Consider the following 25,026-nt stretch of genomic DNA (forward strand, 5'->3'; position numbering starts at 1 on the left):
AACTCCCGAATCACCATGCCCAGCGACGCATTCAACACTCAGCTTGCAGAAACAATATCTGCCCTTAACTCACCAAGCTTTACGCCTAAACTCATGCGCGTGATAGCTTCACTACTGAGTTTTGATTGCGCAGTGATCCTCGGCTACCGCGAAGGCAAACACCCTATCTACCTGTATGATTCGATTGAAAATGAACGCGAGCTACTGTTCCAGCGTTATCTCACGACTTCTTTTCAAAATGACCCATTTTATCAAAAACTTAACGCTAACAAAGAACAAGGTATCTTTACGCTCAAAGACGTGGTGAGAAAAGATGTCGCGCGCAACGATCTCGATTATCAAGCCTACTGCGAGCAGTTCTACCATCAAACTGGCTGGAAAGATGAACTCAGCATGTTGGTCGAAATCGAACCGACACGTTGGGTGATGTTCTACTTCGGTTTTATGCAGGACGATAAGCGCTTCACCAAGCCTCAAGTAGCCAAGCTCAAATCTTACTTTGCCATTATTCAGTCTTTGTGCCGACAGCACTGGAAACAAACCGAGTTTACACTCGCCGAGCCAGTTTTCAGTCCAACCACCTACTCGGGACAAATGCGTACTGCAATTGAATCCGCTCTGGCATCTTTTGGCGAAACTGTCCTCACTAATCGAGAACAAGAAATTGCCGCATTAATCGCGCAAGGCTATGACAGCAAAGAGATTGCAACGCAGCTAGATGTCGTAGAAGGTACAGTCAAGAATCACCGTAAACGCATCTACGCACAACTGAATGTGGCGTCTTTAAGCGAGTTCTTTCAGTTGTTTCTCAACCACCTGATCACTCAATCAAGATAACAAACTGTCCCTTTAGGGATATATCTCGATTCCGCATCGCCTTTTAATCTGAATACAACCGAACCAGATAAAGATAAGACGATGACACTGATTGAAGATTTACAAACTCGCGGCTTGATTGCCCAAGCGAGTGATTTAGACCAAGTTCAACAACTGCTTTCTGAGCCACAAACCTTGTACTGCGGCTTCGATCCAACCGCAGGTAGCTTGCACATCGGTCACCTTGTTCCACTTATTATGCTCAAACGCTTTCAAGATGCAGGACACCAAGCCATCGCCCTGATTGGTGGGGCAACGGGTATGATCGGCGATCCAAGTTTTAAAGCAACAGAGCGCAGCTTAAACTCAGAAGAAACCGTAACAGGCTGGGTAAAAGATCTGTCGAACCAAATTCAACAATTGATGAATAACCAAGTCAGCAAGCCAATGATCATGGTAAACAACGCAGATTGGGTGAAGCAAATTAACGTGATCGACTTCTTCCGCGATGTGGGTAAACACTTCTCCGTGAATACCATGATCAGCCGAGAGTCGGTTAAGCAACGCTTACAACGCCCAGACCAAGGGATTTCATTCACCGAGTTCAGTTACGCACTGCTGCAATCTTACGACTTTGCAGAATTAAACCGTCAGTACGGCTGTCGCTTACAAATCGGTGGTAACGACCAGTGGGGCAACATTGTTAGCGGTATTGACCTTACTCGCCGTCAAAATGGTGAACAAGTATTTGGCTTAACCTTACCTTTGATCACCAAATCCGATGGCACTAAATTTGGTAAAACCGAAGGAGGTGCAGTGTGGCTGGATCCAAGTAAAACCTCGCCTTACGCCTTCTACCAATTCTGGTTATCCGCGGAAGATGCCGATGTTTACCACTTCCTACGCTACTACACCTTCTTGAGTTGCGATGAGATTGCAGCAATTGAAACACAAGACAAAGAGAGTAAAGGCAAACCGCAAGCACAGCGTATCTTAGCGGAACAAATGACAAGCTTTGTTCATGGCGAAAAAGGATTAGCAAGTGCAGAACGAATCACTCAAGCGCTATTTAGCGGTGATGTGCAGCAATTGAGCTTGAGCGAGCTAAAACAGTTGGAACTCGATGGCTTACCGAGCATGCAAAGTGCTGAGCAAGACTTGGTTGAGCTTCTGGTTGAATCCGGTCTAGCCAGCTCAAAACGCGTTGCTCGTGAGCTAATTGGCAACAACGCCATCAGTGTGAACGGCGAAAAAATCGATACAGAAAAACCAAGCTTGAACTTCCCACTGTTCGACCAGTACTGGTTGCTTCAACGCGGTAAAAAGCACTTCTGCTTGGTGAAGCGTCTCGAAGGTTAATCGCTCACACTAACTACCGATAATCTAGCTAACTTAACTAAAGCACGAGCCACTGTGCTCGCGTTTTAGTTTTCCTATTTTGTGAAGCTAAGAGCTAACTTGAGCGCAGATGCCCGCTATAGTGTTGTTCTTCAAAAACAACAACATGACCAAAACCATGATCAGACACATTCTACTCATCAAATTTAAAGCTTCTGCCACCAGCGAAAAAATTCAGCAATTACGAGAGCTATTCGAAACCATGCCAACGAAAGTAGAAGGCGTAACCGACGTTGAGTGGGGCTTAAACAACAGCCCAGAAGGAAAGAACAAAGACTACACGCACGCCGTGATGATGACATTTTCTGATGAAGCAGGTCGTCAGAATTATCTGCCTCACCCTGAGCACGACGCCTTGAAAGAAGTATTTAGACCTCTGCTTGAAGACATCATCGTATTAGATTACGAGATTTAGTATCGGCTATTCATTCCAAATCGGTGGGACATATCATCATCCATACGTCCTCCCTTCCAGCCGCCAGAGCCCAATAAATTCAACACATCTTGCGCGTTATAGTCACCACCTTCGAAAAAATCATTGGCGACATCAGTGCGTAGAGACTGAATTTCAGCAGCTTCTTCTGAGTTAAGCGCTTCAGGGTTAGCATAAAGCGCCAAAGCAATGTGTTGTTGGCGCTTGCTTAACTCAGTTGTACTGCTCTGAACTTGACCAATAGAAAAGTAGTCACGACTGCCATAGCCCTTTATTAGCCTTGCAGACAGTAATTTAATGACCTTTTTGATTCGACGGCGTTGGATAACTCTCAGCACATTAATTCCCTATTTCTATTTGATGACAAGTGACGGTTATCAAAAGTCGCGTTATGTTTTGTGCATAACCTTGTGATGCTTTAGAGTGTCACGGTTTAATACAGTGTTCAATAAGCATGGAGCGCCAGAGTGAAAATTGACGATCTCAAACTGTTCATTAAGGTGGTGGATTTAGGTAGCTTTACCGCCGCAGCCAATGCGCTGGACTTACCACGTGCGAATGTAAGCCGGCGAATTGGAGAGTTAGAACAATCTCTTGGAGCACAGCTATTCCATCGAACAACACGCAGTTTATCGCTCACCAACAACGGCGAGGCGTATTACGAGAATCTGCAAAAAGCACTCACTATGCTCGACTCTGCAAATGAGCAAGTCAGCAACGATACCAATGAGGTCCGCGGTCGAATCAAGCTCGGTTTATTACCTGAAACCGATGAACTAGTGCGCCCTATTCTGTTCGACTTTCACGATCAATACCCTCATGTTGAGTTAGATATTCGTAATATCAACAACGGCTTCCATGATATGTTCCAACAAGGCTTGGATATTGCGTTTCACGGTGGTGCACTATTCGACTCAGATATTGTGGCACGCAAACTGCTGACGCTCGACCGATGCTTGGTCGCCTCCCCGAGCTACCTACAAACCCATGGAACGCCGGAAACACTAGAGCAATTAAAAACGCATCAATGCGTGTGCTTCCGTTGGCCAAATGGCGACATTGATAATGTCTGGCATTTTCAAGAACAAAGCGTACAACTCAGTCCCAAGCTTATCTCGAATAACATCGGTTTTATTAAAAACGCCACCATCTTAGATCGCGGCATTACTTTTATGCCCAAACTACTCGTAAAACGTGAATTAGAATCGGGCACTTTGGTCCAGTTATTGTCACAGTATTCGGTAACAGAAGAGTCTGGCTGGCTACTCTACCCTCAACCTAAAACCCTAAGCCAAGCGAGTCGATTACTTATTGAGCATCTAATTAAAGAAATCCCCAAATTGGTTTAGATACATTATTGTCTCATTTTTTGAGACAGTGAGTCTCAGAGTCGAGTAATTATCTGAACAGCGTTCGATTGTATGATGGCACCAAAATTAGGGAGCCATCTTATGAACCGTCTATTCAAAACCACAGCGTTAAGTGCAGCGACACTCGCGCTGCTTGGTTGTAACCAAAACCAAACCACATTCGCCGAACCTGAATCTCCTCGACCAATACAAGTCATCGAAGTAAAGGACAGCAACTCCGCCTCAAGCAAATCATTTAGCGGCATTGTTCACGCCAAAGAAAGTGCTTCTCTTTCTTTTCGTGTACCAGGCACGGTAGAAAGCGTTTTGGTGAAGAAAGGCGATCATGTCGAGAAAGGGCAAGTCATTGCTACGCTTGACCCACACGATTATCAAGTCTCACTAGAAGAGCTACAAGCTCGTATGCTGGAGGCAAAGTCCGCACATAAACTGGCGAAAGCGGAGCTTAAGCGCGTTAAGCAAGCAACTGACGATAATGCCATTGCTAGCGTTAATTTAGACCGTGCCATCAGCGGTTATGAACGCAGTCTATCCGCTGTCAAAGTGGTAGAAAAAAACATCCAGCGAGCGGAAGACGCACTGACTTACACCACATTACGCGCACCATTTTCTGGCAACATTGGTGAAGTCCGTATTGATGCTTTCGAACAAACCCTGCCTGGCGTGAGCGTGGCTACGATTCAGCAAGATGGGCAATGGGAAGTGGATATCGATGTGCCAGAAAATATGGTTCGACAGTTTAACCTTGGTCAATCTGCAGCACTTTCTTGGTACGGTGCTGAGCAAACCTACAGTGCAAAAGTCGCCGAGATTGCTCCAAAAAAGCATTTAATCAAGCAAACTTATCCTGTCACGCTAGCGATCGATTCTATTTCTAAAAACTTGTTCAATGGTAAAGCGGTTACGGTAACGACCTCGTTCCAACCGAATCAATCAAGCCACTGCTTCCCATACTCTGCCATTTTGGGCGAAAAGAAGACCCTACACGTCAACGTGGTGCGAGATGCTGTCGTACACAGTGAACCCGTTAACTTGCAATCCATCGATTCTCATCAAGCTTGTGTTTCCGGCGATTTCCAACAAGGTGACTATGTCGTTATCAGCGGAACTCACTATCTCAAACCAGGCGATAACACGCCAAACCTAACCATCAAAACGCTATAGGTTCAAACCATGATCAATTTAGCCGAATTCGCGATAAGACAGCGTACTTTCGTGTTGTTCTTCATCGCCTTAAGTGTGGTGGCGGGTATTTACTCCTACTTCGACCTAGGGAAATTAGAAGACCCAAGCTTTACCGTTAAAACCGCTGTCGTGGTGACCTTGTATCCGGGAGCATCGGCTCAAGAAGTCGAACAGCAAGTGACCGATACTATTGAGACTAAGCTGCAGGAAATGGCAGAACTGAACCGATTACGTTCATTGTCTCGTCCTGGAATGTCGATGGTATTTGTCGATTTGAAAGAGAGTCTCAATTCAAAAGCGTTGCCTCAGCAATGGGACTTACTGCGACGTAAAGTGAACGACGTGAAGCTACAACTGCCTTCTACGGCACAAATCAGCATAGTGCAAGATGAGTTTTCTGAAGTGTACGGCATGCTTTTCTCTATCCACAGTGAAGACGCAGCACCAGAAGAATTACGTCGTTATGCAGAAGAGCTTCAGCGCCAAATTAAGGCAGTAAAAGGCATCAAAAAGATCGAACTTCACGGCGTACAGCCGCGTGTCGTGCACATCGATATGCCTGATGAACGTTTAGCACAATACGGCTTATCTGTTGCGCAAGTGTGGAACCAGCTCAGCACACAAAACATGACCTTTGAAGCGGGGAAATTCGATGCAGGAACCGAGCGTATTCGCATCACGCAAACCAGCGAGTTTCAATCACTAGACGATATTCGCAACTTGGTAATCAAAGGTGGCGTAAGTGAACTAGGCACAGGTCTAATTCGCTTAGGTGACATCGCCGAAGTGAGTATGGGATACCAAACTCCCGCGCTGACAGAAAGTCGATTTAATGGTCAACCTGCCGTGACTTTGGCGGTGAGTCCTGTTGAAGGCATTAACGTTGTGTCATTGGGCGATACTATTCGTGACATTATCCATAACTACGAGCAAACATTGCCGCTCGGCGTCGATATTTCTACCGTCGCTTATCAGCCAGAGGAAGTACAAAAAGCCATTGATGACTTCGTGGGCAACCTACTGGAAAGTGTCGGTATCGTATTCGTGGTACTGCTGGTCTTCATGGGCTTTAAAAGCGCAACGATTGTTGGCTCAAGCTTGTTGCTAACAATCTTGCTCACGTTGATTTACATGAACATCGCGGGAATTGATTTGCATCGTGTCTCGCTAGGTACCTTCATCCTTGCGCTAGGCATGTTGGTAGATAATGCCATCGTGATCACTGACATGATGATCGTGAAGCTGAGCAAAGGCATTGAGCGCACTCGTGCTGCTATTGATTCAGTCAAGGAAACGGCGGTACCACTACTTGGTGCCACCATCATCGCCATCATGGGTGCAAGCCCAGTATTGTTTTCGAAAACTGACTCGGCTGAATTTGCTGGTTCAGTATTCTACATTGTTGCTTCATCGCTGCTACTGTCTTGGCTGGTAGCCATGACCTTCACCGTATTGATGTGTTGGATGTTCATCAAACCAACACCCGCGGATGAAGATGCCAAACCAAGCCGATACAAGCAATTAGTGTTTTGGACAGTCGACAATCCGATGAAAGCACTGACGGCGTTGATTCCGCTGATTTTAGTGACTGCATTTGCCGTGCCCTATGTAGCGGTAAACTTCATCCCACAATCGGATCGCCCTATCGTATTCCTAGATTACTGGCTACCAAATGGCGCCAAGATTGAGCAAACCTCAGCAGACATGCGCAAAGTCGAACAGTGGCTGCTCAAGCAACCTGAAGTAGAAAGTATTTCTAGCTACATGGGCGCAAGTGCACCTCGATTCTCTGTGACTGTAGAACCCGAACCGTTTGATCCCGCATATGGTCAGATTTTAATTAATACCAAGGATTACGCAGGCATCAGCCAACTTGTTGAGCGTGGTGATAAATGGCTGCAGAACACATTCCCGGACGCAGAGCCCCGCTTTAGAGCGCTGAAGCTCGCAACCTCGGACAAATACGCAGTCGAAGCTCGCTTTTCAGGTCCAGATGAAGTAGTACTGCATCAGCTAGCGGATCAGGCAAAAGCCATTTTTGCTACTCATCCTGATGCAAAATACGTTCGTGATGACTGGCGCCAAGAGAGCAAAGTTCTCAAACCCATCATCAATCAAGACAAAATGCGTCAAGCTGGTATCAACCGTGCGGACATCGCCTTTGCTTTGAAACGCGCTTCTGACGGCATGCCTTTGGGACAGATGAATCTCAATGATGAGCTCATTCCAATTCAACTGCGTGGCACTTCTCAAAACATGGCGTCACTGGAAACATTACCTGTACGTTCACTACTGGGCATGCACAGCGTACCTCTTGGTCAGGTGGTTGATGGCTTTGAGTTAGTACCAGAAGAGAGCATGATTTGGCGTCGTAACCGAGTAAAAACCATCACTGCGCAAGCGGGTGTCGCACGTCACTCGACACCTGCGACAGTAAGAAATGCTGTGAAAGATCAGATTGAAGCCATTCACCTTCCTGCGGGCTACAGCTTGGAATGGGGTGGAGAGTTCTACGACGAACACAAAGCTGTTACGGATATCTTCAAGCAATTACCGAAAGCGATGTTAATTATGGTGATCATTTTGGTCGCGATGTTTAACGGCTTTAAACAACCAATCATCATTTTTGCGACTTTGCCATTGGCCGCAACGGGCGCAACCTTTGCTTTGCTTGGCTTTGATAAACCATTCGGTTTTATGGCATTGATTGGTGCGGTAACGCTGACTGGGATGATCATTAAAAATGGCATTGTATTGATGGATCAAATCGAACTAGAACGAGCAAATGGACGCGCATTGGTCGATGCCATTAAGGAGGCTACCGTCAACCGAACGATGGCGATCTCTATGGGGGCATTAACAACAGCCCTTGGAATGATTCCGCTGCTGTCAGACCTATTGTTCGACCAAATGGCAGCAACCATTATCGGTGGCTTAGCAGCAGCGACAGTATTGTCATTGTTCATCATGCCGGCACTGTATCGCTTGGCATACAAAGAAAAGCCACAAACAACCCACACTGACGCCAAACTGAAGGAGGCGTAATCATGAAAAAGTTCGTTCTTGCGCCACTTGTATTGGCAATGAGTTTATCCGGTTGCGCTGTTGGTCCCGACTACCAAGCGCCAACCACAAGTATGGCTGAAACCTATCTTCATGCTGAGCAAAGCAACGTCAGCCAGGTTAGCGAAAAAGAAGCCTTTTGGTGGACGGAATTTAATGATCCGACGCTGAACGATTTAGTCCTTGATATGCAAAGCCAAAACATCCCGTTACGAGTGGCAGCAGAGCGCATCAAGATGGCTGAGAACTACAAAACCGTTGTAGAGTCATTCAAAGTACCAACCGTCAATATTGGCGCGGGTTACTTCAACTACCAACTGAGCAAAAATGATTCTCTGCTGGGTCCTGCACTCAATCCGATTGGTGATTCAGCAGCAGGTTTACCGCCACAGATTGGCAACACGACACTATTAGATAATCAACATGATGGCGTTTTTGCTGGTGCAAGCATCGCATGGGAAGTGGACTTATTTGGGCGTCTTGAGCGTCAATCTAATGCGGCAAAGATTCGTGTAGAACAAGCTGAAATCTATCAGAGTGGTCTCACCACATTGCTCACCGCAGATTTGATCCACAACTACTTACAATATCAAGGTGCAACAGAGCGTCTCGCGTTGGCAACATCCAACCTAGAGGACCAACAAAAAACCATGGATTTGGTCGAGAAGGTGGTTCGCAGTGGTTACGGTTCCGAGCTCGATTTAGCCCAAGCTAAAGCAACATTGGCAGCAATGGAATCCATCATCCCTCAATTGGAAATCGCACAACAAGTGCACAAGCATCGCATTGCGGTACTACTTGGTGAGCCTTTATCGAAAGTCGAGATACGACTCGCTCAGACACAAACAGTACCTACCATGCAAAATGTGGTACCGATTGGGCTGCCTTCTGACCTGTTGCAGCGTCGACCAGATATCCGCATTGCGGAACGTGAAATGGCTGCCATCAATGAAGAACTCGCAGCCAGTGTGGCCAATCAATATCCGAAGTTCTTCCTAACAGGGGCGCCAGGTGTTTCAGCGTCTAGCTTTGATGACTTATTCAGTAGTGATTCATTTGGCTGGGTAGGCTCAGCAGGTATCAGTTGGAATGTATTTGACGGAGGTCGTGGTGAAGCGTTAGAGAAAATCAACCAAGCTCGTTTTGAATCCGCCACCTTGGCTTACCAACACGCCGTTGATTCCGCATTTACAGAAGTAGACTCGACCCTATTTGCTTACGGAAGAAGCCAAGAGAACCAACGCCGAATTGAAGAAGCGCTGGAGGCAACGGACAACGCGGTCAGCAAAGCGAAATCACTCTATCGCGCAGGTTTAATCGATCACTTATCCGTCCTTGATGCACAGCGACAAAAACGCATGATGCAAGACCGTCAGCTTGCTGCCAAATTGCAAACGGCACAAGTTACCGTCGCACTCTATAAATCATTAGGCGGTGACTGGGCGTTGGAACAACCACCAAAACAAGACGGTAAGTAACGCGTTTTTGTAAAAACGGTTTTGGGGAGAGGATCAGATTCATCTGGGACCTCGAATCTGCCCTCTCCTCTTTTTTATATAAAGTCGCGCATTAATACGCATTTCCTATAGTTAAAAGGATTGAAATCAGAGAGTAAGGAAGGAACTCCCTCATGATGACACTAATTTTTGTACTATTGTTAATAGCGATGCTCAGTGCATTTTTAGGCAAGAAAGCGATGGGTTATGCCTTCTTTGCTTCCTCCGTGATCATTGGGCTGTATTGGTTCAACCACCATGCAACCGACCCTCTAGCTATTTTGTTGTAGGGGGCGTTGATATGAATCGCAACTATTTGGCTTTACTCAATACCCTCGGATTACTCGGCATGACCGCCGTGTTGTTAATTGGTTTTGTTCTGCAATTTGTACTCAATGAACTGCCTTGCCCATTGTGTCTGTTACAACGCATTGGCTTTGTCATGATCATGTTCGGCTTTCTACTGAATGTGGTTTACGGTCCGCACGCTCGACATTATGGCGTGGTTCTAATTGGCGCACTTTATGGAGTAGCCACATCGCTAAGACAAGTCTCACTGCATGTCATTCCGGGAACGCCTGGTTATGGTAGCCCTATCTTAGGTATGCATTATTACACTTGGGCGTTTGTCTTGTTCGTCGCGACTATATTTGCGGTGGCGGTCATCCTTATGCTCACCAGTAAAGAAGAGTCACCGGAACCTTACCAAATGAGCAACCTTGGTCGAATTGCTTGCCTGTTGGCTATCTCCGTTGTCGCACTTAATGCCATCGGTACATTTGCCGAATGTGGTCCATACCAATGCCCTGATAACCCAGAAAGCTACTGGCTATTTAATTAGTTTTTTTTCTGAGCTGATTCGGCGAGGAGTCATGCATAGGTTAACGCAGCCTTGTATCACTCCTCTTTTTTATCTGTCATGGGAATACCATGCTCAGAGTAATCCGACTTGGTTCAAATTCATTAGTATGCAACTGGATGTCATTCAAACATGTCAGTATGTTTAGAGGTAAACGTACCGATTAATTCTCTCATCATGTTTTATTAGAACAGGAGTGGTTATGAACTTTGTCGACGGTGTATTACAAGTCGAATCCTTTCTCGCGGTGACTCTTGGAATCATCGTTTTATTCTTAGGTAGGCGATTAACGCAAGCGAGTACTTTCCTCAAAGAATTCAGTATTCCAGAACCGGTTTCTGGCGGTATTTTGGTGTCCGTACTGTTTGCGGTGATTCATTACGTTACCCAAATTGATGTCCAATTCGATCTCGCGACTCGTGACCTACTCTTAGTGTATTTCTTTACCACCATCGGCATTAACGCAAGCTTGCAAGATCTGTTTAAAGGGGGAAAGCCTTTATTAATTCTGCTTTCGGTCACCATCGGCTATATGTTGATTCAAAACCTTACTGGTATCGGAATCGCCACCATGCTCGGTCAACCAGAAGCGGTTGGCTTGCTAAGTGGCACAGTCTCATTAATTGGTGGGCATGGCACTGCTATCGCTTGGTCACCAAGAATTGCTGAAATTTTTGACCTAAATACCGCCATGGAAATCGGTATCGCTAGTGCGACATTCGGTTTGATCTTAGCAAGCTTGATGGGAGGACCTATTGCTAAGTACCTGATCAAAAAACACAACCTCAAACCCACGAAAGTTGAAGAGATGGATGTCGGTACCGCGCAAGATGAGCCTCAACCCTCGATCAATGCCTATGACTTTTTAGACGCGATGTTAGCGATTCATGTATGTATTATCTTAGGTGCAATCTTGAATGAAGGCGTCAGCAGTTTAGGGTTAGAGCTGCCATTGTTCGTAACTTGTCTGTTTGCTGGTATTCTGATTTCTAACCTGATTCCTGCTTCTTACCCGCGCCTAACAGGAACGCGCTGGCCGGCTAGAAAACCCGCGGTTGCATTGATCGCAGATATGGCGTTAGGAGCATTTTTGGCGATGTCACTGATGAGTATGCAACTATGGGCTTTGGTGGATTTGGCAGGACCGATTTTCATCATTCTTGGCGCACAGTTTCTTGTCGCTATTTGTATCGCGATTTTTGTCGTTTTCCCTTTGATGGGAAAAAACTACGATGCGGCGGTGGTTTGTTCTGGTTTTGGTGGAATTTCTCTTGGTTCCACTCCAACGGCGATGGCAAATATGTCGGCAGTCGCACAGAAGTACGGTAACTCTCACCAAGCGTTTATCATCGTGCCTTTAGTCTGTGCGTTTTTTATCGACTTAGCCAACGCACTGATCATTCCATACTTCATCAATTGGATTGGATAATTAAAACGCCATCTGGTTAAAAAGAGGACACTTCGGTGTTCTCTTGCTTTATTCAAGCAAATATTGCTACCACTTCCCCCCTCACTAAGTTGTATAATGTTGACCTTGAAATATTTTGTTACGAACTCTGTAACTCTTGAGATGAACATGAACAGCAGCAGATGGGTTGGCCTTTCAATTGGCACCCTCTTTTTAATCGGAACCCTTATTCTTTTTGGTTCGACCGTACACGCCTCTTGGTACAAGATCCCAATGGAAGCCGTGAATGGCATTGCTTTTACCCTGTCATTCGGCTTAGGGCTGAATCACTTGTTTGCCTACATTTCTGCGTTTATTACCCTTGCAGCCTTATTCTATCTTGGTTATGCAATAGGTTACCGTATCCACCAAAAACTCAAGTAGACATCTCAAACTTAAGACTCATTTTCATCACCCCGCATAGTACTTAAGTACTAGTTTTTCCTCAATAATTTACCGGTTAACGCACTTTTTACGCGGACATATTGAGATCGGAGCATTTTCCCGAAAACCGTATAGTTTTATGCAACCCCGCCTCATAGAATAGTTTATAAAAACGGCAGTAGGTATCGAGCAACTATATGAAATGCAGTGTCGCTTGCAGACGAGAAAAACGCCCGAAAAAGCATATGCGCCTCGCATTTCCTTATTTATGCGGGGCTGGTTCTATGTTTCTCTCGTCCTCCATCCACACTCAACCCATACAGAATCCTCTCTCTGACTGCCCATTATTTGCTGTTCCTTTGAGACATAACTATGGACAGAACGCAGTTCACCAAAATTTTTACGCGCTACTATATGCGCTCCACAAGTCTTGGGATTCTTATCACCTTAGTCGCTTGTGCAATCAGAGGGGTTGATTATGTTGTATACCTTCCTTATATATTTTCCGCGATGGTCTGTTTTGCCTACCTTTGGGTGGGCAAATCATTTGCACTCGAGCAAAAGCATCAGTCTGTTGTCATCGCTCTGATCCTCGGCTACACCCTCACTTTTTACCTGTATTACTTCTTAGGCGGGCACTTTCTCTTCTCTTCGTTAGTCACCGTGAATCTCCTTTTAACCCTGATTGAGTTTGGCGTATTTTGGTCGGCACTCACATATGTCTTATCAATGGCAATCTGCTTTAACATTGATTTGATAACCGCAGGTAATTACCTGTTTAAACTACAGGGTTTAAGTGAGTTCTCCATTCGGAGCACGTTTCTTTACTTGTTCAATCTCTTTATTTACCAAGGCTTGCGCTCCATCGAGTGCTATTGGTTTAGCGCCTGGCAAACGCAATATGAACAAGTTGAAAAACTAGAAAGACTGCTCGAGATTGACGAGCTAACAGGGTGTTATTCCCGATTCAAAGGCAATCAGTTGATCGAACAACAGATACAACGAGCTCAACCGTTTACTCTGTTATATATCGACTTAGATGGCTTTAAATCGGTGAATGACGAATTCGGTCATGACGCCGGAGACAAAGTACTACAAATCACCGCCCAGCGTATTTTAAACCTACTCAGTGGTGGTCAGTTCGCAACAAGGATAGGTGGTGATGAGTTTATTGTTTGCCTCCCTGAGCTAGAAAGTACAAAGGACTTAGAACAATTTCAGTCTTCGCTACACCAAGCGTGTAGCGCACCTATTTTTATCCATTTTCAAAACGTTCACATCGGTTTGAGTGTTGGTATTGCACGTTTCCCTTATGAGGGCAATAGCAGCGATTCCTTAATCCAGCACGCAGACCAAATGATGTATCTCACTAAAAGATCAAGAACATAGATTTGCGACTCATACCGAGTCGTTTCAAGCAATCAAAAATATAATGAGTTCAGGACGTAGATATATGGTTAGCAAGTTAGAATTTTCGCATGCTGTTGCAACAATTCGAAAGGAGAGAGGTTTAACTCAAGGTCAGTTGGCAGACGAGTTAGCGCGGAGTTACAGTGCTTTTGAAAGCTTAAATCAACCTACATTAAGTCAATGGGAAAGCGGAAAAGTCACACCGAGTTTATTAAAAAGGCTCGCCTTCTCTCATTATATTGGTGAGCAATATCAATATACCTCAAGCGAGTATAAGCGCGTTAAAGCCTCGCAAAGTAAAAACATTTATTTAAGCTTTAAAGACATTGTTTATGAGTATCAAGTCACCGATGTAAAGAGTTGCTCACTCAATCAAATAAGCGCGTCGGAGTATCAACAAATTGATGCAGTCCACAAGCAGTTAATCACCCCAGGCGGTATGGCAGATACGCTCAATCAATTTGATGAATCTTCAAGTAAGGTACGCCTGTATTACTGTAAAGGCATGTTAGTCGGACACCTTATTTATCAAGAGCTGAGGTCTGAATTTAGGATTCTAAGCTTATGGCATTTGGGGCGCTCTATCCTGAAGTTTTTAGTCACCGATATCATCCAAGTCATGGGGAATGCGGTTGTCCACTTTCCGGTTCATGAACCCGTGGTAAAGCAACTTTTATTCGACATTTTTATACGGGATTTCTATCACCATCGGCGAGTCACGTACTTCAAAGCACCCGCCACTCAAATATTTGAAAACCCAATGGTTAAACACTGCTTCGATGGATTCTTAGATCTTGTTTTGTATCGCTTCCATCAAGTAGGAAATGAATTTATGCAGTCTCGACAGGAGGCCCACTAATGATGAATAACAATCCAACCACCAACACCATCTTATTATTCACTTGCAACAACATTCAAGGAAGAGGCTTACAGACGACAATCGAACAACAGCTTGGTCAACCAGTCCTCTTGGCGAAAGGATCAAGTACTGATCTTCCTGTTTATCGCGATGAACACTATGTTGCTATTGTCGACAGTTCACTGCCAGATCTCTCTGGGGTTAAAGTCGTGCTCAACGAGCTCGATCACGTTGATGCGACCGTTTTGGTTAATGCCGAACCTAATTTGGGCATCGAGAGTCTGCTCTCTTGGTCGAACTTAAAAGGTCTGTTTTACTTCGATGAAGATTTTGACAAAGTGATTCGAGGATTAAAAGGTGTTGTGAATGGTGAAAACTGGCTCTCACGCGACATACTCAATCGCTTAGTGAGCTATCTTGTAAACTTAAATCACTCGGTTGCTGAGCTCGACACGAAACTCGAAATTGAGCTAACTCGACGTGAAATGCAAGTACTTACAGCGCTTTGCCAAGGAGGTTCTAACCTCGATATCGCCGACTCGTTGTTTGTAAGTGAGCACACTGTGAAGTCGCACCTCTACAGTATCTTTCGCAAACTTGAAGTGAAGAATCGAATGCAGGCGATCACTTGGGCAAAACGAAACCTGTTCTAAATCAAGCCGTTCTCAGGCTGAGAAATCAAAAGGGAGCACGGAAGCCCCCTTTCAAAAGTGCTTTCCGTTATTGCATTAAGTGGTAAACACGCAGAGACTCTGCCATTGCCGCCCAATCGTCACCCAAGAATGTTAACGTAACGGGCTGGTTTGCCAATAAAGTGATGCTTGAATCTTCAAAGCGCCCAGCCGTATCACACTCCAAATGAACAAAAAACGCCGCTTTATTTGCCCGTAGGGTCACTTGGTTTGCTTCAATCGTTACTTCAATATTTGCTTTAACCATAGGTAGCGTCTTAAGTTCATGAGTACTAAACCAGGTATTGTTGATCCGTTCATCACCCACCTGCGCTTCCACATACAAGAACCCTGATTTCAGGTCGCCCAAACCAACTAAGTCAACCTGCTCATCTAAAGACCAAATGACAGTATTGCTATCATTCGTCACCGTTTTCTCTATCTGCCAAGTTTTCTCAATTTCGCCTTGCCAATTAACCCAATGAAGTTGAATATCCGCACTAACTGGTATTTTGGCATCGTTGAGCAGATGCAGACTCAAGTTGCCTGTGTGCTCCGAGAACACGAAATACTGAGGTGCAAAGAAGCGTTTCGCATGGTAATGCAACTGCTTCCAACGACCACTGTATTCGATGCTAGACCATGAACTCACAGGCCAGTTGTCATTAAGTTGCCAATACAACATGCCACGACATATCGGTGTGATGGCTCGCCAATGGTCACACGCAGTTTTGATAGCCATCGCTTGCTGCACTTGGCTAAGGTACAACATTTGCTCAAAGCCGCTAGGAAAACGGAAATATCGGGTGAACATCTCAGTAATGATGCTGTTACCACGTGGGTTCTTTTGGTGCTGCTCAAAGGTAGGTGACGTAACGTTCCAGTCTTGTTCCGGTACAAACTGTTTTGCTTCCGCAAACGAAGGCCAAGATTGGAAACCAAATTCTGAGCAAAAGCGAGGATTAATGTTTAGGTAGGCATTAAATGATTTTCCTGAATGCCACACATCCCAAAAATGCATGTCACCTTTACTGTCATCATGCCAAGCATCTCCGAAGTCCAGTTCACCATTACAAGGAGAGCTAGGCCAAAAACGACGAGATTCGTCTAACTGTCCGATCACCTGCTCTATCATGCGGTTGAGACGGTCATAGTTCACCGTATATTTCACTTTGTTATGCTTGGATTCGTCATACCAGCCAATAGCTCCAATAACTTCATTGTCGCCACACCATAACGCAATAGATGGGTGTTCTTTTAAGCGTGGAATTTGGAAACGCAGTTCTTGTTCAACTTCTTTTAAGAAGTCATCGCTAGAAGGGTAAAGCGAACAAGCAAACATCATGTCTTGCCAAACTAATAGCCCCAGTTCATCACACAAGTCATAGAAGGTTTCACTCTCATACTGCCCACCACCCCAGACACGAATCATGTTCATGTTGGCATCAACGGCACTTTGTAAAAGCGTTCGGTAGCGGGTTTCGCACTCACGCCCCGGCATGGCATCGATCGGAATCCAGTTCGCCCCCTTAGCATTAATCGGGGTGCCATTAATGATGAATTCCATCGCCGATCCATGTTCATCAGCTTGATTATTTAAGCTCAACTCTCGTAAACCAATCTTACGGACTAGAGTTTGTTCACCAGAAGTGACTGAAATGGAATAGAGGTGCGCTTCGCCATAACCTGCCGGCCACCAAAGCTTAGGCTCGCTCACAAGGAATTCACAGTGATAGTGACCACTTCCTTCGGTTTGGAGCACTTGTCGTTCACCATTAAAATTAACAATGATTTCATGACATTGATTGCCAGTCTCTACCTCTATAAGAACGTCAACCAATACACTTCCATCTGTCTGCCATTGCTGGTTTGTGGAGAAGCTTTTTAACCATACGTCCTCGACAACATCGATTTGAATCGGGTCATAGATACCCGAGACCATTAAACAAATACCCCAATCCCATCCCGAATGACATTGGGTTTTGCGGAGCAAATTCATGTGTGGAATTTGGTTGTTGCCCATTGCAGAAGGAATAGGAAACGGCAGTTTCTTTGCTCGCTCTGCACCTTCTAAGTCTACGCGAGCAAACTCAACTCGAATCGTGTTAGAGCCTTGTTTTAAGTAAGGTTTAATATCAAGACATTGTTGGGCAAACATGTTGCTGCAAGTTAGTACTTGCTCACCATTAATGTAAAACGTCGCTAAAGTATCAACGCGAGTAAGTGTCATCCAAACTTGTTTGGCAAAGAGCACTGCGTCATCCACATCAAACTGACGTGAAATATGCCAATCACACGTTTCAATCCAACGAACTTTCGCTTCGTTATCCGCAAAATAAGGATTAGGGATGAGCTCTGCTTGTAACAACGCAGAAACGTTGTCTCCAGGCAAAGTCATTGGAATATCGATATCTGGGTGCTGTGGTGAAGTTAACTGCCACATTCCATTGAGTTCAACATGAGCCATAGGATAAGACCTTTAATTTTTATTAGAACAGGTTGGCTCAATGTAATCCTGAGATGTCCTTGCAAGAATAAGGGAAATGTCATTTACGTATGAAATGCGGCGCACTTCACGCAAAAAATCTCTACCCCAAAATCAGTAATTTGCTTCAGATTTCCATAATTAATCTGGCTCTACGGTTATATTGGTGTGCTCAACGTGCTAGTATCAGCGGCTTTTTGATCATCCTCACACTTTTCGAGCTATTCGTGTGAGGGAAATGCACGGCTTCCGAGCCCTAAAAAGCGAAGTAATTATGTCAAATATGACGAACGCCGCCTCTCATGCTCCTATTCAGGAGGCAGACTATTCTGCGATTCATCCTCCTTCCCTTCTCAAGCGTCTTGAACTCACTAACCCTGTTTTTTGGTTAAGTGGTAGCTTCCTCACTGTGTTTGTTTTGCTAGCTCTAACGAATACAGACTCTCTGACCGCAATGGTTAATGCAGGCTTTGGCTTTGCAACTCAATACTTCGGTGCCTTCTGGCAAGTATTACTCCTTCTGAATTTCCTTATTGGTTTGGCTATTGCGCTAGGTCGTACGGGTTACGTACGCTTAGGTGGTTTAGCGAGACCAGATATCGATACCTTTAAATGGCTATCAATCGTACTTTGCACCCTACTTGCTGGTGGCGGTGTATTCTGGGCTGCAGCTGAGCCTATTGCTCACTTTGTTTCTGCACCACCTTTATATGGTGAAGCCTCACCAAAAGCCTCTGCAATCAATGCGCTTTCTCAGTCTTTCATGCATTGGGGCTTCCTTGCTTGGGCTATCTTAGGTTGTCTTTCTTCTGTGGTGTTAATGCACCTTCACTACGACAAAGGTTTACCACTTAAACCACGCACTTTGTTGTACCCTGTGTTTGGCGACAAAGCGATTCACGGTCGAATTGGTGATGTCGCAGACGCGTGCAGCATCATTGCTGTAGCCGCTGGTACTATTGGTCCAATCGGCTTTTTAGGTCTACAAATCAGCTACGCATTGAACTCTCTGTTTGGTTTGCCAGATACCTTCATTACTCAAAGCCTGGTGATTGTCGCTGCGATTCTCATGTACACTTTGTCAGCGCTAAGCGGCGTGAGCAAGGGCATTCAACTTGTTAGCCGTTACAACATTGTGTTGTCTGTAGCATTGATTGGTTACATTCTGTTCTTCGGACCAACTAGCTTTATTGTGGATGGTTACGTACAAGGCATTGGTCGCATGGTTGATAACTTCTTCCCAATGGCGCTTTATCGCGGTGACACAGAATGGTTAAGTTGGTGGACGGTTTTCTTCTGGGGTTGGTTTATTGGTTACGGACCAATGATGGCGATTTTCATTGCTCGTATTTCACGAGGCAGAACCATTCGTCAGTTGATCCTCTCTATCAGCATCGCTGCGCCTTTGATCACCTGCTTCTGGTTCAGCATTGTTGGCGGCAGCGGCTTAGCCTTCGAGCTAGAAAACCCAGGTTTGATTTCATCAGCATTCGAAGGCTTTAACCTTCCCGCAGTTCTACTTGCCATTACCTCTGAATTGCCATTCCCAATGGTGATTTCAGTATTGTTTTTGATCCTGACTACGACTTTTATCGTAACGACTGGTGATTCAATGACTTACACCATTAGTGTTGTGATGACGGGTTCTACCGAGCCAAATGCCGTTATTCGTTCATTTTGGGGCTTGATGATGGGTGTGGTGGCAATCGCACTTATTTCTATGGGCTCAGGTGGTATCTCTGCACTGCAGTCTTTCATCGTCATTACGGCAGTACCCGTGTCTTTTATTCTGCTGCCAAGCATTTGGAAAGCACCAAGCATCGCGAATCACATGGCGAAAGAGCAAGGTTTGATTTAGTACGTTACTGAGTACGCAACCTTAACTAAATGAAAATCGGCCCCGATAGATAACCTGTGTCGGGGCCGAATATTATGGTTTGGATTCAAAAAGTTTCACTACTTACAGATGAAGTTTACGCAGTTCTTTCTTATCCACTTTACCAACGCTGGTCTTAGCAATCTCATCCACTATCTTCACTTTAAGTAGTAATGCTTCTCTAGCAAGAATCCCTTTATTGATGAAGTCTTTCGCAAAACCTAACAGTTCCTTTTCTGTGACTTGAGCGTCTTCTTTCAAAGTCACCAAAGCTAACGGCACTTCACCCCACTTGTTGTGCGGCATACCAATCACCGCAACTTCGGAAACACTCTGATGCTGGTGGAGAATGTCTTCAAGCTCTAAAGAACTTACCCACTCACCAGATATCTTAATCATATCTTTTACGCGGTCAGTGATCTTGATAAAGCCTTCGTCATCAATATGCGCCACATCACCTGTGTGCAGGTAACCGCCACGCCATAGTGCTTTAGAGTTTTTGTTGTCTTTGTAGTAGTTAGGCGTTAACCAAGGTGCACGAACAACAATTTCACCAGCGGTTTCGCCATCATGAGGCAGTTTGTTCATATCCTCATCCACAATATACGCTTCTACAAGCGCAACTTTCTTACCTGTCTTCGAGCGATATTCCGCTTGTTGGTCGACATCTAACTCTAATTGCTCAGGCGTCAATTGGACGATAGAAAGAATAGGTCCAGTCTCACTCATGCCGTAACCAGCAAATACGTCGATATCACGTTCTAGAGCTGATTTACATAATGCTTTTGGTAGCGCAGCACCACCAATGACGACTTTCCACCCAGAAAAGTCCATCGCCTTCGACTTTGGAGAGCTCAGAAGTAGATGCAAAATAGTCGGCACACAGTGTGAGAACGTCACCTTCTCTTGCTCAATCAGGTTAAGCAAAACATCTGGAACATACTTACCCGGGTAGACTTGCTTAACACCAAGCATGGTTGCCATATATGGAAGCCCCCAAGCATGGACATGAAACATCGGCGTAATCGGCATGTAGATGTCACCTTGATGCAAACGACCTTGTGAAGCGTTGGTGCCGATTGTGCTTAATATACCCATAGTATGAAGAACAAGTTGACGATGCGTGAAGAAAACGCCTTTTGGAAATCCTGTAGTACCCGTGGTGTAGAAAGTTGTCGCCACCGTGTTTTCATCGAAATCAGGGAAATTGTATTCCGTGCTTTCCTGTTCAAGAAGGCGTTCATACTCACACTCTTCATCATCACGTAACACAACGTAGCGAGTGACCGTATCAATGCGTCCTTTGATCTGGTCTAAGATTGGTAGAAACTCTTCATGAATAAGAATGATGTCATCTTCGGCATGATCAATGGTGTAAAGGATCTGTTCTGGAGACAAACGAACGTTAATCATGTGCAGCTTGGCACCAATCATTGGGATAGCAAAGTAACACTCAAGGTAACGGTGGGAGTCGTAATCCATCACAGCAACCGTATCGCCTTTTTTCACGCCCATTTTGGTAAGCGCGTTGGCAAACTGTCTTACACGATCATGAAACGTTTTGTAGCTATGACGGCGGTGGTTAGCGTAGACGATTTCTTGCTCTGGGTTGAAAGCAACTGGGGAAAACAGCAAGTTTTTAATTAGTAACTGATAATTGGATGGATCATTTACATACTGGTTCATATCGGGGGTTCTTTTTGTATTTTTCTTAACGTTCGCTTTGCGAGTGACTCTATTATCGCTCAAAAGCGTGACTGTATTCAGTACACAAGAATAAGATTAGATTCGAAAGTTCTATTGTAGCTCTCTAACGCCAACTCAGAAATGCTTCATCCCTAATCATTGAAACTAAGTTTTGTGATAGTCCGGAGAAAGTGCAACGAAACCGTCACAGTTTGTCGTTAGCATACCTCACACACTCATAAGCCTCGCTCTATACTGAGCGACAAGTTACATCGTCCTCAACCCAACCAGTGAGAACCAAACTATGTCCAAACCTTTGTATGTATTTGATATGGATGAGACCTTAATCAACGCAGATTGTGCAATGATTTGGAATGAGTTTTTGGTGGAGAAAGGCATCGCAACTGAGCCTAACTTTATTGAGGAAGATCTTCGCCTAATGGGCTTGTACGCAGAAGGGAAAATGGAGATGGAAGATTACCTAGCGTTTTCCATGAAGCCAATAGAAAACATGCCGATTAAAGAAGTCAACGCCTTGGTTGAAGAGTGCGTTGAAAAGCATATTCTGGCTAAACAGTACCCTCAAGCCAAAACGCTCATTGAACAACTGTCTGGTGATGGTATTGATATGGTCATCATCTCTGCAAGTGTCACTTTTTTAGTGACAGCTGTTGGACGACATCTGGGTATTCCGACTGCTCTTGGAATTGACTTGGTGGTGGCTGATAACCGCTATACCGCAGAAATCGATGGAATCCCAAGTTACCGAGAAGGCAAAGTTACCCGATTAAAACAGTGGTTGGCGACGCAGGCAAAGTCCTATTCGGAAATCCACTTCTATACTGATTCAATCAACGACTTGCCACTGTGTGAATACGCAAATTACGTCTACCTTGTGAATCCATGCCCTCGCTTAAAAGTGCACGCTGATAGACCGAATTGGACCTTGTTGAATTGGGGTTAGTGACGCTTTCTAATTAGCTAGAATATTACACCACTACGCTGGTGCTCCTCAGCAAGACCTAAAGGTAATAGTTTCTATTCCGAAAACCGACTAAAATATATACCCAAGTGACTTCAAAATGCAGGAATCTGAGTGAGCTACCTTGGGTATATAGATGAAACTGATTTAAAAAGTCATATTAGGTCTAGCTTATCAACTACTTTCTAGCTAAATCTATTTTGATTTTATGCTGTGCTATCTTGATATTTATCTGTCAAAAATCTATAGGTTGGCTCTGGTACAATTTTTCTAATTCCTTCAAAGTCACCTACGTTTAACAATGCTCGAACCTTAGAGGCACTGATTACCTCATCGTTGCTAGAAATACGGTCGATAATTTCAACGTCAATATTATATTCTGGAAGTAACTCTTGCATTTTTTGGTTGTACTGATTTGTAATCATACATTTAGGTTCATCGCCCAAAAATATTTTTGTAATGTTTAGTTTTGGAGCAATATACTCACAAAAGAACCAAGCTTCCATAGATGCATCCGCCGTTGTTTCTTTTGTTTCCTTATCGAAGTAATCTGGATATGTCAATTCAGTACAAATAAACTTTCCGCCTCTTATAACAGTTACATTTTCCAAATGGATTGTGCTCTCTGTTACTAGGCGTAAACGATCTTCGAATCTAAAAAATGACTTATCTTCCTCAATAACAAAAACAAATAACTTGTCGACATTCCTAGCTGCATGCTCAAGTAAATGTAAATGTCCTTTTGTGATAGGATTACAGTTAACCGCAACACTACCTACTTTTATATCTGAATCTGGTACGTGTTCCTCAAGTAAAGCTAAATAGCTTTTCATCTCACAAGACTCTAACGCTTGAGCTGTTTTTTTAAACAAGATGTATTTAATATCATCCAATATTTTATAAATTTTTTCAGAAGGTAAAACATTGGAATTTTTAGTTATATCTTTATTAATTATAGGAAGCAAAATTTCTTTTGCCATTGTCTTTGCCAAAACCCGATTTCCACGAGGTGAGAAATGGCAATGATTTTTTCCTAAGTCTAAAAAGAAATCATCTCCACGTTCAAATTTATTAAGATCTAATTTATAAATTGAATCATCCTTAAAGCTTTCAAATTCATCATAATCAAAGAATACAATAACATCGCCTTCCTTAATATCTGTTTGCACCAAGTTGTTGATTGCAAGTAGTAGATGTAAGCCTTTTATACCATGATTTTCAACTTTAATATGTTCTTGATATTTGTTAATTTCTTTTTGAACTTGACTAACGATTGTATCTTCATTACTTGTTCCGACTGAATAAGTCGTCGACGTCCCGTAGAATAATATACGATTATCGAAATTACTTGGCTGCCCTGTTGTTGTTCTGATACCATTTCTAACAGACACATATGAATTTTCCATGTCTCCTAGCAGAACTTTCGTTGCTTTAACTACTGGTGGCTTGGAATTAAAAAGATCACTAAAGTTTACGTTATTATAATCTTTATATATTTTTTTTATGTAACTAGGTGCATTATTTTCCTTGATCCACCTTTGACGTTCATTATCGTATAATTCTATATCTGACAATAATAGCTTTTCATCTTTAGTTTTATTTTTTAATTTTCCACCTTTACCAGACAAACATATAAACAACGGCTTAGCACCTTTGCTTTTAACGTAGTCTTTAATAAACTTAAACTTATCAAGGTCGTAAACAACCTCATCAATATTACCAATGATTGATATAATATCTCCTAGCATTTCAGATTTATTTTTAATATCTAATTCTACAGATAACTCCGATACTGATGATAATGTATACAAATTTTTTAGAATATGATAATCCTCAACTCTACATTCAGATTTATATATAGATTCCGCATATTTCACAGCACTATCATAATCACCAATTCGGCAATAAAGCTTTTTTAGCTTTCTGTTTTTTTTAGTATTAGTTTTGTTTAATGTTATAAAATTTTCTATTAGATATTTTGCTATTCTCAATCTAACTGATAATTTTCTAAAGTCCATGCCTGTAACCTAAATTCATGAAAGAAATGCAAAAGATGGCTGATACAAACCAAATCTATGAAGAATATCACACATCAGACCACTAAATTGTAATGAAATGTAATGATTAGTAATGATTAGTAATGATAGGGTGGACTAGCCATTGGTAGTTTAAATACCAAGGTTATTAACAATAAAGCCAATTGAAAAACGAGCAAGTAGCGAGCAAATACAGGACGAAAAACGTGCAAACCGATGTTTTTATAACCTACACTTCAACATTTCGAGGCACAATGGAAACAGTTAACCTTGACGAACTTCAATAGTTATGTTTCAAAACTTAATAATACATCAAAAAATCTAGCCATTATTGGAACATACGATTCTGATATCCAAAAATTGATAAAACTAACAATAAAGAGAGCTGGTTGACCTCTCCCATCATTACTCATATGTTCACGCAACCTCTCGAGACGGCTACCTTCTAACATTACATTTTAGCTTACGGAAATTAGAGCCATTGAGAATATTAGGAAGTCACACTGTTAGCGGATAGTATCTAACCTTGATTTACTTTAGAAAGACGAGTATTGAAAGAATCATTCTACG

Annotated in this window: 20 protein-coding genes; 16 read left to right on the forward strand and 4 right to left on the reverse strand. The window is 43.6% G+C overall.

Going from position 1 to position 25,026, the window contains the following annotated elements:
• Positions 1–15: 15 nt before the first annotated feature.
• The 3 genes from OH459_RS15410 to OH459_RS15420 all read left to right on the forward strand — a co-directional run bounded on the left by OH459_RS15410 (position 16) and on the right by OH459_RS15420 (position 2,629).
• The gene (locus tag OH459_RS15410; RefSeq protein WP_047515131.1) at positions 16–837 is read left to right on the forward strand and encodes a LuxR family transcriptional regulator; all 822 of its coding nucleotides are present in this window, start codon (positions 16–18) and stop codon (positions 835–837) included.
• Positions 838–918: 81 nt separating this feature from the next.
• A complete protein-coding gene (tyrS, locus tag OH459_RS15415) occupies positions 919–2,175 on the forward strand; it encodes a tyrosine--tRNA ligase (RefSeq protein ID WP_009700222.1) in 1,257 nt (418 codons plus the stop codon).
• Between the two features lie 157 nt (positions 2,176–2,332).
• A complete protein-coding gene (locus tag OH459_RS15420; protein ID WP_080994965.1) occupies positions 2,333–2,629 on the forward strand; it encodes a Dabb family protein in 297 nt (98 codons plus the stop codon).
• Here the strand turns inward: OH459_RS15420 and OH459_RS15425 are convergent.
• Positions 2,626–2,985 (reverse strand): DUF6559 family protein, encoded by a 360-nt coding sequence (locus tag OH459_RS15425; protein ID WP_009697199.1) that lies wholly within the window; start codon positions 2,983–2,985, stop codon positions 2,626–2,628. The two genes, OH459_RS15420 and OH459_RS15425, sit on opposite strands and share 4 nt — an antisense overlap.
• Before the next feature lie 129 nt (positions 2,986–3,114).
• Between OH459_RS15425 and OH459_RS15430 the strand changes: the two genes are divergently transcribed.
• The 11 genes from OH459_RS15430 (at position 3,115) to OH459_RS15480 (ending at position 15,373) form a co-directional block, all read left to right on the forward strand.
• Positions 3,115–3,996 carry a LysR family transcriptional regulator gene (locus tag OH459_RS15430; RefSeq protein WP_005451283.1) on the forward strand — a complete coding sequence of 294 codons (882 nt, stop codon included), beginning with the start codon at positions 3,115–3,117 and terminating at the stop codon, positions 3,994–3,996.
• A 102-nt stretch (positions 3,997–4,098) separates the two neighbouring features.
• Positions 4,099–5,181, forward strand: a complete 1,083-nt coding sequence (locus OH459_RS15435; protein WP_269987589.1) for an efflux RND transporter periplasmic adaptor subunit — start codon at positions 4,099–4,101, stop codon at positions 5,179–5,181.
• 9 nt (positions 5,182–5,190) lie between these two features.
• On the forward strand, positions 5,191–8,247 hold the full coding sequence (locus tag OH459_RS15440; RefSeq protein WP_009697202.1) for an efflux RND transporter permease subunit: 3,057 nt from the start codon (positions 5,191–5,193) through the stop codon (positions 8,245–8,247).
• 2 nt (positions 8,248–8,249) lie between these two features.
• The gene (locus OH459_RS15445) at positions 8,250–9,743 is read left to right on the forward strand and encodes an efflux transporter outer membrane subunit (RefSeq protein WP_038898787.1); all 1,494 of its coding nucleotides are present in this window, start codon (positions 8,250–8,252) and stop codon (positions 9,741–9,743) included.
• Between the two features lie 152 nt (positions 9,744–9,895).
• Positions 9,896–10,051, forward strand: a complete 156-nt coding sequence (locus OH459_RS15450; protein ID WP_005451278.1) for a DUF5993 family protein — start codon at positions 9,896–9,898, stop codon at positions 10,049–10,051.
• An 11-nt stretch (positions 10,052–10,062) separates the two neighbouring features.
• Positions 10,063–10,602: a disulfide bond formation protein B gene (locus OH459_RS15455; RefSeq protein ID WP_009697204.1), complete on the forward strand. Its 540-nt coding sequence runs from the start codon at positions 10,063–10,065 to the stop codon at positions 10,600–10,602.
• Between the two features lie 220 nt (positions 10,603–10,822).
• Positions 10,823–12,049, forward strand: coding sequence for a sodium/glutamate symporter (gltS, locus tag OH459_RS15460; protein ID WP_269987592.1), 1,227 nt, complete (start codon positions 10,823–10,825; stop codon positions 12,047–12,049).
• Positions 12,050–12,196: 147 nt separating this feature from the next.
• Positions 12,197–12,451 carry a hypothetical protein gene (locus OH459_RS15465; RefSeq protein ID WP_026000163.1) on the forward strand — a complete coding sequence of 85 codons (255 nt, stop codon included), beginning with the start codon at positions 12,197–12,199 and terminating at the stop codon, positions 12,449–12,451.
• A gap of 372 nt (positions 12,452–12,823) precedes the next feature.
• Positions 12,824–13,840: a GGDEF domain-containing protein gene (locus OH459_RS15470; protein WP_009697206.1), complete on the forward strand. Its 1,017-nt coding sequence runs from the start codon at positions 12,824–12,826 to the stop codon at positions 13,838–13,840.
• Positions 13,841–13,904: 64 nt separating this feature from the next.
• Complete coding sequence (locus tag OH459_RS15475) at positions 13,905–14,720, forward strand: helix-turn-helix domain-containing protein (protein WP_005451271.1); 816 nt, start codon at positions 13,905–13,907, stop codon at positions 14,718–14,720.
• Complete coding sequence (locus OH459_RS15480; RefSeq protein ID WP_005451270.1) at positions 14,720–15,373, forward strand: LuxR C-terminal-related transcriptional regulator; 654 nt, start codon at positions 14,720–14,722, stop codon at positions 15,371–15,373. Before OH459_RS15475 ends, OH459_RS15480 begins: the two co-directional genes overlap by 1 nt.
• A gap of 67 nt (positions 15,374–15,440) precedes the next feature.
• Here OH459_RS15480 and OH459_RS15485 read toward each other — a convergent pair whose 3' ends face one another.
• A complete protein-coding gene (locus tag OH459_RS15485; protein WP_017188631.1) occupies positions 15,441–17,858 on the reverse strand; it encodes a beta-mannosidase in 2,418 nt (805 codons plus the stop codon).
• Positions 17,859–18,150: 292 nt separating this feature from the next.
• Between OH459_RS15485 and OH459_RS15490 the strand changes: the two genes are divergently transcribed.
• Positions 18,151–19,734 (forward strand): BCCT family transporter, encoded by a 1,584-nt coding sequence (locus tag OH459_RS15490; RefSeq protein WP_017819391.1) that lies wholly within the window; start codon positions 18,151–18,153, stop codon positions 19,732–19,734.
• 102 nt (positions 19,735–19,836) lie between these two features.
• On the opposite strand, the gene OH459_RS15495 is transcribed toward OH459_RS15490, so the two are convergent.
• Entirely contained in the window at positions 19,837–21,438 is a 1,602-nt protein-coding gene (locus tag OH459_RS15495; protein WP_017819392.1) for a long-chain fatty acid--CoA ligase, read from the reverse strand.
• A gap of 304 nt (positions 21,439–21,742) precedes the next feature.
• On the opposite strand from OH459_RS15495, the gene OH459_RS15500 reads away from it, so the two are divergent.
• Positions 21,743–22,402: an HAD family hydrolase gene (locus OH459_RS15500; RefSeq protein WP_005451259.1), complete on the forward strand. Its 660-nt coding sequence runs from the start codon at positions 21,743–21,745 to the stop codon at positions 22,400–22,402.
• A 224-nt stretch (positions 22,403–22,626) separates the two neighbouring features.
• Here the strand turns inward: OH459_RS15500 and OH459_RS15505 are convergent, their stop codons facing one another.
• Positions 22,627–24,438: a citrate lyase ligase gene (locus OH459_RS15505; RefSeq protein ID WP_053052203.1), complete on the reverse strand. Its 1,812-nt coding sequence runs from the start codon at positions 24,436–24,438 to the stop codon at positions 22,627–22,629.
• Positions 24,439–25,026 lie beyond the last annotated feature (588 nt).

This window comes from Vibrio sp. MM46 (assembly GCF_027587135.1).
Taxonomy (GTDB): Bacteria; Pseudomonadota; Gammaproteobacteria; order Enterobacterales; family Vibrionaceae; genus Vibrio; species Vibrio harveyi.

Bases quoted from the DNA above. Each gene is read 5' to 3' on its own strand.
- OH459_RS15410 (WP_047515131.1), top strand. From the start codon at position 16: ATGCCCAGCGACGCATTCAACACTCAGCTTGCAGAAACAATATCTGCC.
- tyrS (WP_009700222.1), top strand. From the start codon at position 919: ATGACACTGATTGAAGATTTACAAACTCGCGGCTTGATTGCCCAAGCG.
- OH459_RS15420 (WP_080994965.1), top strand. From the start codon at position 2,333: ATGATCAGACACATTCTACTCATCAAATTTAAAGCTTCTGCCACCAGC.
- OH459_RS15435 (WP_269987589.1), top strand. From the start codon at position 4,099: ATGAACCGTCTATTCAAAACCACAGCGTTAAGTGCAGCGACACTCGCG.
- OH459_RS15440 (WP_009697202.1), top strand. From the start codon at position 5,191: ATGATCAATTTAGCCGAATTCGCGATAAGACAGCGTACTTTCGTGTTG.
- OH459_RS15445 (WP_038898787.1), top strand. From the start codon at position 8,250: ATGAAAAAGTTCGTTCTTGCGCCACTTGTATTGGCAATGAGTTTATCC.
- OH459_RS15450 (WP_005451278.1), top strand. From the start codon at position 9,896: ATGATGACACTAATTTTTGTACTATTGTTAATAGCGATGCTCAGTGCA.
- OH459_RS15455 (WP_009697204.1), top strand. From the start codon at position 10,063: ATGAATCGCAACTATTTGGCTTTACTCAATACCCTCGGATTACTCGGC.
- gltS (WP_269987592.1), top strand. From the start codon at position 10,823: ATGAACTTTGTCGACGGTGTATTACAAGTCGAATCCTTTCTCGCGGTG.
- OH459_RS15465 (WP_026000163.1), top strand. From the start codon at position 12,197: ATGAACAGCAGCAGATGGGTTGGCCTTTCAATTGGCACCCTCTTTTTA.
- OH459_RS15470 (WP_009697206.1), top strand. From the start codon at position 12,824: ATGGACAGAACGCAGTTCACCAAAATTTTTACGCGCTACTATATGCGC.
- OH459_RS15475 (WP_005451271.1), top strand. From the start codon at position 13,905: ATGGTTAGCAAGTTAGAATTTTCGCATGCTGTTGCAACAATTCGAAAG.
- OH459_RS15480 (WP_005451270.1), top strand. From the start codon at position 14,720: ATGATGAATAACAATCCAACCACCAACACCATCTTATTATTCACTTGC.
- OH459_RS15485 (WP_017188631.1), bottom strand. From the start codon at position 17,858: ATGGCTCATGTTGAACTCAATGGAATGTGGCAGTTAACTTCACCACAG.
- OH459_RS15490 (WP_017819391.1), top strand. From the start codon at position 18,151: ATGTCAAATATGACGAACGCCGCCTCTCATGCTCCTATTCAGGAGGCA.
- OH459_RS15495 (WP_017819392.1), bottom strand. From the start codon at position 21,438: ATGAACCAGTATGTAAATGATCCATCCAATTATCAGTTACTAATTAAA.
- OH459_RS15500 (WP_005451259.1), top strand. From the start codon at position 21,743: ATGTCCAAACCTTTGTATGTATTTGATATGGATGAGACCTTAATCAAC.
- OH459_RS15505 (WP_053052203.1), bottom strand. From the start codon at position 24,438: ATGGACTTTAGAAAATTATCAGTTAGATTGAGAATAGCAAAATATCTA.